We start from the raw sequence: 14,292 nt of genomic DNA, 5'->3' as shown, positions 1-14,292 counted from the left end.
TCGGACGAGGACATCCAAAGTGGCGAAAGTAACCAAGTCATTCCAGTACGGTAATCACGAAGTCACACTGGAGACGGGCGAAATCGCCCGCCAGGCTTCGGGTGCCGTCATGGTCAGCATGGGCGGTACGGTGGTGCTGGTCACCGCGGTCGCCGCGGCCAAGGCGAAAGACGGGCAGGATTTCTTCCCGCTCACCGTCGACTACGTCGAGAAGTTCTACTCTGCCGGCCGCATTCCCGGCGGTTTCTTCAAGCGTGAAGGGCGCCCCACCGAGAAGGAAACGCTCACCTCGCGCCTGATCGACCGTCCCGTGCGTCCGCTGTTCCCGGAAGAGTTCAAGAACGAAGTGCAGATCATCGCCCAGGTGATCTCGCTCAATCCGGAAATCGACGGCGACATTCCCGCGATGATCGGCGCTTCCGCGGCGTTGTCCCTGGCCGGTATTCCGTTCAAGGGGCCGATCGGCGCAGCGCGCGTGGGCTACGCGAACGGTCAGTACCTGCTCAATCCCACGGTCACGGAATTGAAGACTTCCGACCTGGACCTGGTCGTCGCCGGCACCTCCAACGCCGTGCTGATGGTGGAATCCGAAGCCAAGCTGCTCAGCGAAGAAGTGATGCTGGGCGCGGTGGTGCACGGGCACAAGCAGATGCAGGTGGTGATCAACGCCATCAACGAGTTCGTCAATGAAGCCGGCCGCAAGCCGTTCCAGTGGCAAGCTCCGGCACGCAACGACGCGCTGTTCAGCTCCATCCAGGGCATCCTCGGCGACCGCCTGGAAAAGGCTTTCGCGATCCGCGACAAGCTGGAGCGCCGCGACGCCATCGCCGCGCTGAAGGCCGATATCAAGGCCGGCATTGCCGCAACGGCGGCCTCGCACGGCTGGACTGATCTGGACATCAGCAACGCCTTCGCTGAGATCGAATACCGCACCATGCGCGACGGCGTGCTGAAGACCAAAGTGCGCATCGACGGCCGTCAGCTGGACGATATCCGCCCGATCTCGGTCCGCGTGGGCGTGCTGCCGCGCACCCACGGCTCAGCGCTGTTCACCCGCGGTGAAACCCAGGCGCTGGTCGTGGCCACGCTGGGTACGGCGCGCGATGCCCAGATCATCGATGCTCCCGAAGGCGAGTCGAAGGACCCCTTCCTGTTCCACTACAACTTCCCGCCGTTCTCGGTCGGCGAAGCGGGCCGCTTCGGCGCACCGAAGCGCCGCGAGATTGGCCACGGTCGCCTGGCCAAGCGTGGTGTGCAGGCAGTGAAGCCGGCGATGGAAGAGTTCCCGTACGTGCTGCGCGTGGTGTCGGAAATCACCGAGTCGAACGGTTCCTCGTCGATGGCTTCAGTGTGCGGTTCCTCGCTGGCGCTGATGGATGCCGGCGTGCCGCTGAAGGCGCCGGTGGCGGGTATCGCCATGGGCCTGGTGAAGGAAGGCGGCGATTTCGTCGTGTTGTCCGACATCCTGGGTGACGAAGACCACCTCGGCGACATGGACTTCAAGGTGGCCGGTAGCGCCGAAGGCGTGTCCGCGCTGCAGATGGACATCAAGATCGACGGCATCACCGAAGAGATCATGAAGGTGGCGCTGGAGCAGGCCAAGCGTGGCCGTTTGCACATCCTGGGCGAAATGGCCAAGGTGATGAGCCAGCCGCGCGCGGAAATGAGCGAATACGCACCGCGTCTGCTCACCATCAAGATCCACCCGGACAAGATCCGCGAAGTGATCGGCAAGGGCGGCGCCACCATCCGCGCCATCACCGAAGAAACCGGCACTACCATCGACATCAGTGACGACGGCACCGTGGTGATCGCCTCGGTCAACCGCATGGCGGCGGAAGAGGCGCGCAAGCGCATCGACCAGATCGTGTCGGACGTGGAGCCGGGCCGCATCTACGAAGGCAAGGTGGCCAAGCTGATGGACTTCGGCGCGTTCGTGACGATCCTGCCGGGCAAGGACGGCCTGGTGCACGTGTCGCAGATTTCCAACGAGCGCGTGGAGAAGGTCTCCGACAAGCTCAAGGAAGGCGACATCGTCAAGGTGAAGGTGCTGGAAGTGGACAAGCAGGGCCGTATCCGCTTGTCCATGAAGGCGGTCGCCGAAGACGAGGGCGCCAGCGTGTGAGCGCTTTGCTGACCCGCTGATCCCAAGCAAACGCCCGGCCTGATGGCCGGGCGTTTTCATTTTTGCAAGCGGGTATTTGGTACGATCCGCGCTTCACCTCGAGGATGCCGGCATGCCCGACCAGGCGACTGATTTTCTGAAGGACTACCAGGTTTTTGCGCAACAATCCTGGGATACCTGGATGCGTTATCTGCAACAGCAACCGGGGCAAGCGAATCCGATGGGCCTCGGGATGGGCTTCGCGGCCATGCCGCAGGACGACATGCTCAGCCGCAGCCTCGCCAGCCTCAAGGCCTATGGCAACTGGTTGCAGCAGGCCGCAGGGGCCGGGTTGGGGCAGCCATCTCCCTGGCAGCAACCAGTCGCCATGCAGTCTTTCCTGGCGGGTTTCACCCAGCCATTTGCGCAGACTGTGGCCGGCATCGACAGTGCCTCCGCCTTCGGCCTGGAGCATCAATGGCAAGCCTGGCTGCAAGCCATGCAGCGAGCGGGCATGGCTGCCGGCATGCCGAACAGCCAGCTGGCTGCGTTCGGCATTACCCGCGAATTCCAGCTGGACCAGCAGGCCCTGCAGGCGGCGATGCAGGAATATGCTCAGATCAACGCGCGCTACCAGGGCTTGCTGCAGCAGGTGAACGCGCAAGGCGTCGCCAAACTGCAGGAATTGCTGGCCAAGCACAGCGAGCCTGGTAAGCAGGTCGAGTCGCTCAAGGCGTTGTACGACCTGTGGATTGATGCCATGGAAGAGGCTTACGCCGAAATGGCGCTTTCGCAGGAATTTAAGGAGGTATTCGGCGCGTTGGTGAATGCCCAGATGCAGGTGCGCAAGTTGCAGCAGCAACAAACCGAGCAGATGTGTCGCGAGCTGGGCATTCCCACGCGCAGCGAAGTCGACAGTCTTGGCAAGCGCGTGCAGCAGTTGCGACGGGAATGGAAAGCCCGCGGGCAGGGCGAATCCGCCGCGGATAGTTCCGTGGTCGATGCGCTGCAAGGCGAAATTGCCGCGCTGAAAAGGGAACTCGCGGCGAGCAAGGCAGCGAAGGTAAGCTCGATCGAACGCCCGGCGAGCAGCGAAAACGGAAAAACCCCTTCGCGACGCACCAAGGCCACGCGCTCCGCCGCCGGCAAGCGAAAATAAGGAACCAGCATGCAAAATCCCCTGCACCTCGATCCGCAGCAGGCCTTCAACGAAGTCGCCACCTTCCAGCGCAAGCTGGCTGCAGGCCTGCAGAACCTGCGCGGCCTCGGCGAGCAGGAGTATGCCAACACACCGCGTGAAGCGGTGTACAACGAGGACAAGCTCACAGTCTGGCATATGAAGGGCAGCAACAAACCCACCGCGCGCGTGCCGATCGTGATTGTGTATGCGCTGGTCAACACCGTGTGGATGACCGACCTGCAGGAAGACCGCTCGCTGGTGCGCAACCTGCTGGAGCAGGGTGAGGACGTCTATCTCATCGACTGGGGCTATCCCGACGGCGCAGACCGCTGGCTCACGCTGGACGATTATCTCAACGGCTATCTGGATCGTGCCGTCGATGCCGTCCGCAAGCGCCACGGCCTGGACGCGATCAACCTGCTCGGCATCTGCCAGGGCGGCACGTTTTCGCTGTGCTACACCGCCATGCACCCGGAGAAGGTGAAGAACCTGGTCACCATGGTGACGCCGGTGGACTTCCGTACGCCGGACAACATGCTCTCGCACTGGGTACAGAGCATGGACGTGGACCTGTTCGTCGACACGCTGGGCAACGTCCCGGCGGAGCTGATGAATTGGGTGTACCTGATGCTCAAGCCGCTGCGCTTGAACCAGCAGAAATACGTGAGCATGGTCGAGATCCTCGACAACCCGGCGGAATTGAAAAATTTCCTGCGCATGGAGCGCTGGATCTTCGATTCGCCCGACCAGGCCGGCGAAGCCTTCCGCGAATTCATCAAGGCATTCTTCCAGCAGAACAAGCTCATCAAAGGCGACCTTCAGATCGGTAGGCAGCCGGTGGACTTGGGGATGGTCACCCAGCCGGTGCTCAACATCTACGCCACCCAGGATCACCTGGTGCCGCCGGATGCGTCGCGGGCGCTGCAGCGCCACGTCGGCACCACCGATTACACTGAGATCGCCTTCAAGGGCGGGCATATCGGCATCTACGTTTCCGGCCGCGCGCAGCGCGAAGTGGCGCCATCGATCCATCAGTGGCTGCGCCAACGCGGCGCGTAGCGCGTAGGCTGGGATGACAATCCCAGCATCCCCCAGGCACGAAGCTGGGATTGTCATCCCAGCCTACGTGCCCAAGGCATGCGAAGCATTGCTGCTAAACTAACGCAATGACTAATCTCGCCTCCGCCCATGACACCATCCGCGCCGTGCAATGGCGCGGCGATCATCTGCGCCTGCTGGATCAGCGCCTGCTGCCCACCGAGGAGCAGTGGCTGGAATACCGCGATTTCCAGGCGGTTACCCAGGCTATCAAGGACCTGGTGGTGCGAGGCGCGCCGGCCATCGGAATTGCGGCAGCCTGGGGCGTGGTGCTTGCCGCGCGGCACGGTGCGCCGATGGAGCAGGCGCTGGCCGAGCTTCGAGCAGCACGTCCTACTGCGGTGAACCTGATGTGGGCACTCGATCGGATGAAGGCGTGCCTGGCCGCAGGTGCGGACACGGCGGCCCTGGAGCGCGAAGCCCAGGCCATTCAAGATGAAGATCTGGCCGCCAACCATCACATGGGGGAACTAGGGGCGGCGTTGATTGCTCCTGGCTCCGGCGTAATGACCCATTGCAACGCCGGCGCGCTGGCCACCTCCGGCTACGGCACTGCGTTAGGAGTGATCCGCGCCGGCGTCGCGGCGGGGCGGATCAACCAGGTGTTTGCCGGCGAGACGCGTCCCTGGCAGCAAGGGGCGCGGCTCACCATGTGGGAGCTGGTGCGCGACGGCATTCCCGCCAAGCTGATTGCCGATTCGGCCGCCTCGCATCTGATGAAATCCGGCGCCGTGAAGTGGGTGATCGTGGGGGCGGATCGCATTGCCGCCAATGGCGATACCGCCAACAAGATCGGCACTTACCAGCTCGCCATTGCCGCCCGCCACCATGGCGTGAAGTTCATGGTGGTAGCGCCTTCGTCCACGGTGGATATGGCGACCGCTACGGGCGATGACATTGACATCGAATTGCGTGACACCGCAGAACTGCTGAGCGTGGCGGGGCGCCGTACCGTGGTGGAAGGGGCGCAAGCCTGGAATCCGGTGTTCGATGTCACGCCGGCTTCCCTGATCGATGCCATCGTTACCGAGCGCGGGGTGATCGAGCAGCCTACGCTTGCGCGGATGAGGGCCGTGTTCGCCGCATGAGACTGCGCCACGAAGTGATGCTGTTTGCGGTCGGTGGGGTGATCGGCTTCGTGGTCGATGCCGGCATCGTGCAGACGCTGGTCACTTTCGCGCACTTCAATCCCTACACCGGCCGGGTGATCTCCTTTCTGGCGGCGGCCACCGTCACCTGGTGGTGGAATCGAAGCCATACCTTCGCAGCACGTCATAGCGGACGTTCACTGGTGATGGAATGGCTGCACTGGATGGCGCTGATGGGCGGTGGAGCGGCGGTGAATTACGCCGCCTATGTGGCTTGCCTGATGGCTTTTCCGGGCTGGCACGAATGGCCGGCATGGGCCGTCGGCGTGGGTTCGATTTTCGCTGCCGTAGTCAATTTCGCAAGCGCTCGCATGCTGCTTTTTCGGCGCGCCAAAACTGACTCGTAACTCATTGATTCAAAAGATGAAATTCCGGCCTTTTCGAGTGCCGTTGTGGTATAATTCCAAAGCTAACACTTGACCCTCTTGGATGGGCGCCCGGCGCGCCCGTCACGGGGCTCTTATTTGCTACCAGGGAAGCCGATTGATGGCAGATCTCGCCAAAGAAGTCATCCGCGTCAATATCGAAGACGAAATGCGCCAGAGCTACCTCGATTACGCCATGAGCGTGATCGTGGGACGCGCCCTACCGGATGTCCGCGATGGCTTGAAGCCCGTGCACCGCCGCGTGTTGTTCGCCATGAACGAACTTGGCAATGCCTGGAACAAGGCTTACAAGAAATCCGCGCGCGTCGTCGGTGACGTAATCGGTAAATACCATCCGCACGGCGATGCCTCCGTTTACGACGCGATCGTGCGCATGGCGCAGCCGTTCTCGCTGCGCTACATGCTGGTGGACGGCCAAGGCAACTTCGGTTCGGTCGACGGCGACAATGCGGCGGCGATGCGTTACACCGAAGTGCGCATGGCGCGCCTCACGCACGAACTGCTCGCGGATATTGACAAGGAAACGGTCGACTTCGGCCCCAACTACGATGAAAGCGAGCAGGAGCCTCTGGTACTGCCCACGCGCGTGCCGAACCTGCTGGTGAATGGCTCGGCGGGTATCGCCGTGGGCATGGCCACCAACGTGCCGCCGCACAACCTCACTGAGGTGATCTCCGCGACGATCGCACTGATCGATGATCCGTCGCTCGGTGTCGACGAGCTGATGCAGCACGTCCCTGGCCCGGATTTTCCGACCGCCGGCATCATCAACGGTGCTGCCGGCATCGTCGAGGCTTACCGCACCGGTCGCGGGCGCATCCTGGTGCGTGCGCGGACCGAGATCGAAACCGAATCCAACGGCCGCGAAACGATCCTCGTCCACGAGCTGCCGTACCAGGTGAACAAGGCGCGGCTGATCGAGAAGATCGCCGAGCTGGTGAAGGAAAAGCGCGTCGAGGGCATCTCGGAGCTGCGCGACGAGTCCGACAAGGACGGCATGCGCATCGTCATCGAGATCCGTCGCGATGCGATGGCCGACGTGGTGCTCAACAACCTGTTCCAGCAGACGCAGCTGCAGGTGACCTTCGGCATCAACATGGTGGCGCTGGTCGATGGCCAGCCGCGCACCCTCAACCTCAAGGAAATCCTCGAGGCGTTCATTCGTCATCGCCGCGAAGTGGTTACACGGCGCACGATTTTCGAATTGCGCAAGGCGCGCGCGCGCGCGCATCTGCTGGAAGGCCTGACCGTCGCGCTCGCCAACATCGACGAGATGATCGAGCTGATCAAGACCTCCGCTTCGCCGCAGGAAGCGAAGGAGCGCATGCTGGTGCGCAAGTGGCAGCCGGGCATGGTCGCTTCGCTGCTGGCCGCTGCCGGTGCGGAAGCCTCGCGGCCGGAGGACCTCGATCCGCGCGCGGGCTTGAAGGCCGACGGTTATCAGCTTTCCGAAACGCAGGCGCAGGAAATCCTCGCCATGCGTCTGCATCGCCTTACCGGCCTGGAACAGGAAAAACTTTCCGACGAGTATCGCGAGATCCTGGAAACTATCCGCGCGCTGATCCTGATCCTGGAAGATCCGGCACGCCTGCTCGCCGTGATCCGCGATGAACTCGAAGTGATCAAGGCCGAATTCGGCGACGCGCGCCGCACCGAGATCCAGCCTTCGCAGGAAGATCTCAACGTGCTCGACCTGATTGCGCCGGAAGACGTGGTGGTCACGCTGTCGCATGCCGGTTACGTGAAGCGCCAGCCGATCAGCATTTATCGCGCGCAGCGTCGCGGCGGCAAGGGCCGTTCCGCGTCGGCCTTGAAGGAAGAAGATTTCGTCGAGCAGCTGTGGGTGGTGAACACGCACGATACGCTGCTTACTTTCACCAGCACTGGCCGTGTGTACTGGCTGAAGGTCTACCAGATGCCGGATGCCGGCCCGAATGCGCGCGGCAAGCCGATGGTGAATCTGCTGCCGCTGGCCCAGGGCGAGAAGGTGCAGGCGGTGTTGCCGGTCCACGAGTACAGCGCCGACCGCTATGTATTCTTTGCCACCTCCGAAGGCACGGTGAAGAAGACGCCGCTGACCGAATTCGAATACCAGCTGCAAAGGGGCAAGATCGCCATCAACCTGGAAGAGGGCGATGCGTTGGTCGGCGTGATGCTTACCGATGGCAATAGCGATGTGTTGCTGTTCGCATCGAACGGCAAGGTCGTGCGTTTCGATGAAAGCGAAGTGCGCCCGATGGGCCGTACTGCCACCGGCGTACGCGGCATGAAGCTCACTGACGAGGCCAAGCTCGTATCGCTGGTGGTCGCTCAGGAAGGCGACATTCTTACCGCCACCGAGCGTGGTTACGGCAAGCGCACGGTGCTCGACGAGTTCCCGAAGAAGGGCCGTGGTACGCAAGGCGTAATCGGCATCCAATGCTCCGAACGCAATGGCGCCCTGGTCGCCGCCACGCAGATCAGCGACACGCACGAACTGATCCTGATTTCCAACCAGGGCACCCTGGTGCGCACCCGTGCGATGGAAATTTCGCAGCTGGGCCGCAACACGCAGGGCGTCACGCTGATCCGTCTGCCGGCCGAGGAGTCGCTGGTCAGCGTAGTGCGTGTGGACGCAGATGAGAGCAATGGTGACGAGGCTGACGTCCTGGAAGGGGCGCCGCTAGAGCCGAATGGTACGCAAGAAGGTGGGGAACCTGCGGGCGAGTAAGCCCGCAGATCGGCGTAGGCTGGGATGCAAATTCCAGCTTTCCGGCGGTTTTCTGGACCGGGATTTTCATACCAGCCAACGAGCGCCTTGACCATCACCTCATTTAGGTACGCCATCCGTATACGTTCAACTCAAACGCATAACTTCAGGCGCGTCTCGGATGAGAAATAGATAGTCCTAAGTCGCTCGCTTACGCACAGCGTAAGCACTTTCCTAGATGAAGAGGCGGTGTACGCTGATATGCAGGGCCGATAGGGAGGCTTAGCTTTTCAGCGCGATCGCAATGTGGCGCAAAAAATAACTTATCGTTTTCCGCTCGTGGTCGCTAACCGATCTTCGGTCTGGCATGCGCCAAGTTTCGTTCGCGGTGTCAATCCCATGAATGATTGAGAACAGGAGCAGCCTATGAAATCCCTCATGCTTGGCCTGTTGGTCATAGCGCCTGCCTTGGCGAGCGCCCAGGTGGTCAGTCAAAAGACTATACGTTCCCCACAAGGGGAGACTTTAATTGAGCGTATGGTCTACCTACCTGATCCCGATGGAAAGCAGACGCTTGTTCGACAAGTGCTCATTCCGAATCAGGACGGGACGTTTACGTATGTTCCCGCGCTGCAGTCCGCCGATACGTTGAAGTTCGATCAAGCGTTCTGCCAGCGTGTTGGAGGGGTAGCCTCGTTTGCCAGTCAACGCGTTCTTGAGAAAAACACGCTCTTCGGCGCCTCATGCATGAGTTCTTCTTCCGTAACGCCAAAGATTGGCGTCATGGCCAATGGTGTGTGGCAGGAACGGACCAAAGACGAGTCCGATCAGCAAGAGCCCAATAGAAAGCCAGCGACCGGTGCCGGCGCGATCAAGCAGGCGGACGATTTTCACGCTCCGGGCAATCTAATCATTCTTAAGGCATATGCGCCGAAAAACTTTGTCGTTCCTGCCCGGCAAAACGTGGTGTACCAGGGGTACACGGAATACACCACCAATGTCGCGGGCTACTTGTCATCGAGGATGCAAATCGGCAATGGTTGTGGAATATCGCAGCAAGATTGGGTCAATGCGAATTCACGCGGAACGAGCAATTTCATTATTGCGTGCTATGCGAGCAGCCCTGGCACCATCATGACCTCAACCACCAGTTGCCTGCAAGGTGTCTGCACCGCGGATCGAGGGGAGGTAACAGTGATTTGATAGGACGCAAAGTGGCGCACGTAGGCTGGGATCGCAATCCCAGCCCACCCCTATGCCGACGCCATAGGTGCAAGCTGCAGGCGTGCACACTCGCATTAGCGCGTAGATGGGCTAAGCCACTGCGTCCTAAGCTGCTCACTTACGCATCGTGTAAGCATTCCCCGCTATGCGGGCGAGGTGTATGCCCATATGTCGCATCGATTGGGCAACGCTAGCCTCCTATAACGACCGCGAAATCACAGCTAGCCGACCTTCGGTCCGCTGCTTTGCAGCCGTTGTAGAGATACTTACGGAGGCTAAGCGATGAAAACGTACGCGAGTATCATCTTGCCTGGTCTGGCGTTCATCCCGCTGGCATGCATGGCCGAGGGGCAAAATGCAGCACCCCGACCGCAAGCGCTGGGCGCGCTCAATCCGGACGCGATCGTTGACTACCACGAAAGCCTGGAACCCGATGGCAGAACGCTGATTTACCGATCGGTAAAAGTTGACAGCCTGGACGAACCCGGTAAGCAAGTTGTCATTGGCCAGGTCTTGGAGCGCACCCAGGACGGTAATTTTCGTATCGTCCCTGGTAGGCAACCGGAAGAAGCGGATCTCTACCGACAGAAACTTTGCCAGAAGTTGGGCGGTATCGACGTCAGCAACGATAATGGCGGCCTCATTATCGGCCCAGGCACTTTGAATGGCGTTGGCTGCAAAGGACCGTCCCCCAACTCCAAGGCATCCAAGTACCTTCCAAGAGCCGGCTCCATTGAAGGTGGAGTGCTCAAGGAGTCAGGAACGGAGAAAAGTGGCGAATTTTCGAACCCAGCTGCACCAGCCACATCCGATTACGTCAACCCAGCTGCGCCTAGCACGTCAACGATAACCAATCAGAATTTTACTGTGTACGGGAGAGCTTTTTACGGCTCGACCAAAGCTGGCATGGCGACCGGGCGGCTTACGGTAATGAATAGATGTATAGCCTTCCAATCCGATGCCGTCGTTCCAGGCCAAACCGGCGTATTGGAGATGGCCGTCAACTGTTGGTCCGGGTCTGTCGCAGGCTTCTACCCGACCGTCGTGAACGGGTGCATTCCAGCTTTCTGTCGTAACGACTACGGACAGATAGCTGTATTCAGTCGTCGCGATCGCTAAGGAATGGCTGTGAGCATCACCTGCGGGCGAGTGAACCCGCAGGCAAGCGGCACCGCGCGTGGGCTGGGATGACAATCCCAGCATTGCCTCGCATGCCACATCGCGATGCTGGGATTGATATCCCAGCCTACGGACGTCATTGTCTTGACGAAGACGTGGAATGGATCAGAGCGTCCTAATCCGCTCGCCTACACAAAGTGTGTGCATTTCCCGATAGGGAGAAGCGATGCATGCCCCTATACGGCATTGCGAGGGCAACGTTAGCTTCCCACGACGACCGCAGAATCGTGCTTAAGGCCGTGATCGATAACTGACCTTCGGCTTGTGCCGTTTTGCGGGCGTTATGGCAAGACTCACGGAGGGCACTAGTAATGAAAAATCTAGCGAAGATCATTCTGCCGGGCCTGGTGTTTGCATGGGCCACACCACTGGCATGCATGGCCGAGGGGCAAAAGACGGCGCCCACACTGTCAGCGTTCGGTTCGCTCAGTCCGGACGCCATCGTTGATTACCATGAAAGCCTGGAGCCCGATGGCAGAACCCTGATTTACCGATCGGTAAAAGTTGTCAGCCTAGACGAATCTGGCAAGCAAGTTGTCATAGGCCAAGTCTTGGAGCGCACTCGGGACGGTAATTTTCGTATCGTTCCCGGCAGGCAGCCGGAAGAGGCGGATCTCTACCGGCAGAAACTTTGTCAGAAGTTAGGCGGTGTCGATATCACTAATGATGGTGACGGCCTGATTATCGAGCCCGGTACTTTGGACGGAGTGGCATGCAGAGGGCCATCCCCCAACTCCAAGGCATCGAAGTACCTTCCAAAAGCCGGCTTAATTGAGGGCGGGGTGCTCAAGGACACTACGATGGAGAATAGTGGTAGCGAACCTTCGAGTTCAGCCGCACCAGCCTCATCCGATTACGTCAATCCAGTCGCACCCAGTACGTCTGTCGTGGTTAATACAAATTTTGCTGTACATGGGACTGTTCAATACGGCTCGACCCAATCCGGAATGGCGACCGGACGACTTACCGTAATGAATAAGTGTGTAGCATTCAGGTCTGATCCCGTCGCCCCAGGTGCTTCGGGCTACCTGCAGATGGCCGTGAACTGTTGGTCGGACTCTGTCGCGGGCTTCTATCCCACCTTAGTGAACGGATGTATTCCTGCTTTCTGCCGTAATGACTACGGACAGGTAGCCGTGTTTCAGTAGCGTGCCTTAAGGGATGGCTGACAGCATCGCTTCGGCTGTCGTTACGCGTAGCTCGCCCGGACTTTCGATGTTGAGCAATTTCACCACGCCGTTTTCCGCATACAGCGCAAAGCGGCGTGAGCGCGTGCCCATGCCGTAGGCACTGCCGTCCATCTCCAGGCCCAGCGCGCGCGCGAAGCTGCCATTTCCGTCCGCCAGCAGCTTGAGGCCGGCAGGTACGCTTTGCGACAGAGCCCAGGCCTTCATCACGTAGGCGTCGTTCACCGCCATGCAGTACACGTCGACGCCACGCGCCTTGAAGTCGCCATAGTGCTTGACGTAACCCGGCAGATGGCGCTCTGAACAGGTGGGGGTAAATGCGCCGGGTACAGCGAACAGCACGGCGTTACGGCCGGCGAAAAGCTGCGCGGTGCTGGTGCGCTGGATGTCGGCGCCGTCGTCGATGACGGCGATCTCGAAGTCAGGCAGAGACTGTCCGATCTGAATGGTCATGGGGGCTCGCTGAAACAGGGGCAACGGCGGGAATGCTACCGTCGGGACAGGCAGCTTGTCGCCTTGAAACTGCGTGCATGGGAACTTATTTGGCTGTCAAGCGGGAAGCAATCCGCAACCTTATTGAGGAAACAGCCATGAATGTCAGTCGTAGCCATCTCTGGAGCGCCAGCCGCGCGTTTCCAGCCGACGTCCGCCACAGGTTCGAACGCTACTTCCAAGGCGAAGAAAGCGACGGTTCCAGCGTGGTGACCAGCCAGTGGGCGCCGCGCGTGGACATCAAGGAAGAAGAGCAGCGCTTCGTGATCTATGCCGATATACCAGGCGTGGACCCCGCCAACATCGAAGTGAGCATGGAAAAAGGCATCCTTGCCATCAAGGGCGAGCGTGCGGTCGAAAAGCAGGATCAGAGTGGTCGCTTTACGCGCGTAGAACGTGCGCACGGTAGCTTCCACCGTCGCTTCGCCTTGCCCGATAGTGCAGATGCCGACAACATCAGCGCCACCGGTAAGCATGGCGTGCTGGAAATCGTGATACCGAAGAAGGCGGAAAAGGCGCCGCGCCGCATTACCATCAGCACACAGTAAGTACCTATCGCCCGATGTTGCGTAGACGGCTCGCCGCGGACCATGATCCGCGGCGAGCTGTTCGTGTTGGGGCCGGACATGTGCAGTGGGCAGGTGCAGTGCGGATTTGCTTGAGGAGTGGCAGTGGAATTCAAAGACTATTACGAAGTCCTGGGCGTCAAATCCGACGCCGGCGAGGCCGATATCAAGGCGGCCTATCGCAAGCTTGCGCGCAAATATCACCCGGACAAGAACAAGGAAGCGGGCGCGGAAGAGAAATTCAAGGCGATCAACGAAGCCAACGAAGTCCTGCGCGATCCCGAAAAGCGTCGGGCCTACGACCAGCTGCGTGCCGGCGGATATCGCCCGGGCGAGCAGTTCCGTCCGCCGCCGAATTGGGGGCAGGGCCAGAGTTTTGACTTCGGCGACGCCGGCGACGGCGAGTTCAGCGACTTCTTCGAAAGCCTGTTCGGCCGCGCCGCGGGCGGGCGGCATGCGCCACGCGCGCGCCGTGGCCGCGATGTGCGTGCACAGGTACAAATCGACTTGCAGACTGCCTACAGCGGCGGCCGTACGCGTCTGAACCTTGACGACGGCAGTGGCCGAGAACGTGTGCTGGAAGTGAAGATCCCGGCCGGCATCCAGCCGGGCCAGGTGATTCGCCTCGGCGGCCAGGGGCACCCCGGCGCGGGAGGTGGTCCGGGCGGCGACCTGTTGCTGGAGGTGGGGATTCGCGATGATGCGCGTTTCAAGCTGGACGGCCGCCATGTGCTGCACATTCTGCCGGTCAGTCCGTGGGAGGCGGCGCTGGGGGCCACCGTTTCGGTGCCGACCCTGGCCGGCACAGTGGACTTGCGCATTCCCGCAGGAACCCAGTCAGGCCGCAAGCTGCGGCTGAAAGAGCGCGGATGGCCGGGGCAGCCGCCGGGTGATCAGCTGGTGGAAGTGTCGATCAGGGTGCCGCTGCCGGAGAGCGATGACCAACGCCAGGCTTACGAAGCGTTGCATAGGCAATTTGCGCATTACAACCCGCGGCAATAGCGGGCCTGTGAGGCCGAAACGAAAACGGCGCCCGTGC

General features: G+C 60.7%; 12 protein-coding genes. 11 read left to right on the top strand and 1 reads right to left on the bottom strand.

The features are described 5' to 3' along the window. Positions 1 to 19: 19 nt before the first annotated feature. The 9 genes from pnp (at position 20) to EKH80_RS00595 (ending at position 12,156) form a co-directional block, all read left to right on the top strand. Entirely contained in the window at positions 20 to 2,125 is a 2,106-nt protein-coding gene (gene pnp / locus EKH80_RS00635) for a polyribonucleotide nucleotidyltransferase (RefSeq protein WP_126682795.1), read from the top strand. A gap of 112 nt (positions 2,126 to 2,237) precedes the next feature. Next, entirely contained in the window at positions 2,238 to 3,263 is a 1,026-nt protein-coding gene (locus EKH80_RS00630; RefSeq protein WP_126682794.1) for a poly(R)-hydroxyalkanoic acid synthase subunit PhaE, read from the top strand. 9 nt (positions 3,264 to 3,272) lie between these two features. Then, on the top strand, positions 3,273 to 4,343 hold the full coding sequence (gene phaC, locus EKH80_RS00625) for a class III poly(R)-hydroxyalkanoic acid synthase subunit PhaC (protein ID WP_126682793.1): 1,071 nt from the start codon (positions 3,273 to 3,275) through the stop codon (positions 4,341 to 4,343). 107 nt (positions 4,344 to 4,450) lie between these two features. Beyond that, on the top strand, positions 4,451 to 5,470 hold the full coding sequence (gene mtnA / locus EKH80_RS00620; RefSeq protein ID WP_126682792.1) for an S-methyl-5-thioribose-1-phosphate isomerase: 1,020 nt from the start codon (positions 4,451 to 4,453) through the stop codon (positions 5,468 to 5,470). Next, positions 5,467 to 5,877: a GtrA family protein gene (locus EKH80_RS00615; protein WP_126682791.1), complete on the top strand. Its 411-nt coding sequence runs from the start codon at positions 5,467 to 5,469 to the stop codon at positions 5,875 to 5,877. The genes mtnA and EKH80_RS00615 overlap by 4 nt, the downstream gene beginning before the upstream one ends. Positions 5,878 to 6,016: 139 nt before the next feature. Further along, on the top strand, positions 6,017 to 8,626 hold the full coding sequence (gene gyrA / locus EKH80_RS00610; protein ID WP_126682790.1) for a DNA gyrase subunit A: 2,610 nt from the start codon (positions 6,017 to 6,019) through the stop codon (positions 8,624 to 8,626). A 405-nt stretch (positions 8,627 to 9,031) separates the two neighbouring features. Beyond that, positions 9,032 to 9,808, top strand: coding sequence for a hypothetical protein (locus tag EKH80_RS00605; RefSeq protein ID WP_126682789.1), 777 nt, complete (start codon positions 9,032 to 9,034; stop codon positions 9,806 to 9,808). A 303-nt stretch (positions 9,809 to 10,111) separates the two neighbouring features. After that, positions 10,112 to 10,948: a hypothetical protein gene (locus EKH80_RS00600; RefSeq protein ID WP_126682788.1), complete on the top strand. Its 837-nt coding sequence runs from the start codon at positions 10,112 to 10,114 to the stop codon at positions 10,946 to 10,948. Positions 10,949 to 11,319: 371 nt separating this feature from the next. Further along, positions 11,320 to 12,156, top strand: coding sequence for a hypothetical protein (locus EKH80_RS00595; RefSeq protein ID WP_126682787.1), 837 nt, complete (start codon positions 11,320 to 11,322; stop codon positions 12,154 to 12,156). 6 nt (positions 12,157 to 12,162) lie between these two features. Here the strand turns inward: EKH80_RS00595 and EKH80_RS00590 are convergent, their stop codons facing one another. Beyond that, positions 12,163 to 12,648, bottom strand: a complete 486-nt coding sequence (locus EKH80_RS00590) for a peroxiredoxin (RefSeq protein WP_126682786.1) — start codon at positions 12,646 to 12,648, stop codon at positions 12,163 to 12,165. Between the two features lie 137 nt (positions 12,649 to 12,785). Here EKH80_RS00590 and EKH80_RS00585 point away from each other — a divergent pair, with 137 nt between their 5' ends. Then, complete coding sequence (locus EKH80_RS00585) at positions 12,786 to 13,235, top strand: Hsp20/alpha crystallin family protein (protein ID WP_126682785.1); 450 nt, start codon at positions 12,786 to 12,788, stop codon at positions 13,233 to 13,235. A gap of 123 nt (positions 13,236 to 13,358) precedes the next feature. Continuing rightward, positions 13,359 to 14,255 (top strand): DnaJ C-terminal domain-containing protein, encoded by an 897-nt coding sequence (locus tag EKH80_RS00580; RefSeq protein WP_126682784.1) that lies wholly within the window; start codon positions 13,359 to 13,361, stop codon positions 14,253 to 14,255. Positions 14,256 to 14,292 lie beyond the last annotated feature (37 nt).

This window comes from Dyella choica (genome assembly GCF_003977665.1).
Taxonomy (GTDB): Bacteria; Pseudomonadota; Gammaproteobacteria; order Xanthomonadales; family Rhodanobacteraceae; genus Dyella_B; species Dyella_B choica.
The sequence above is the reverse complement of the archived record's forward strand: the minus strand, read 5'-3'. Positions and strand labels throughout refer to the sequence as shown.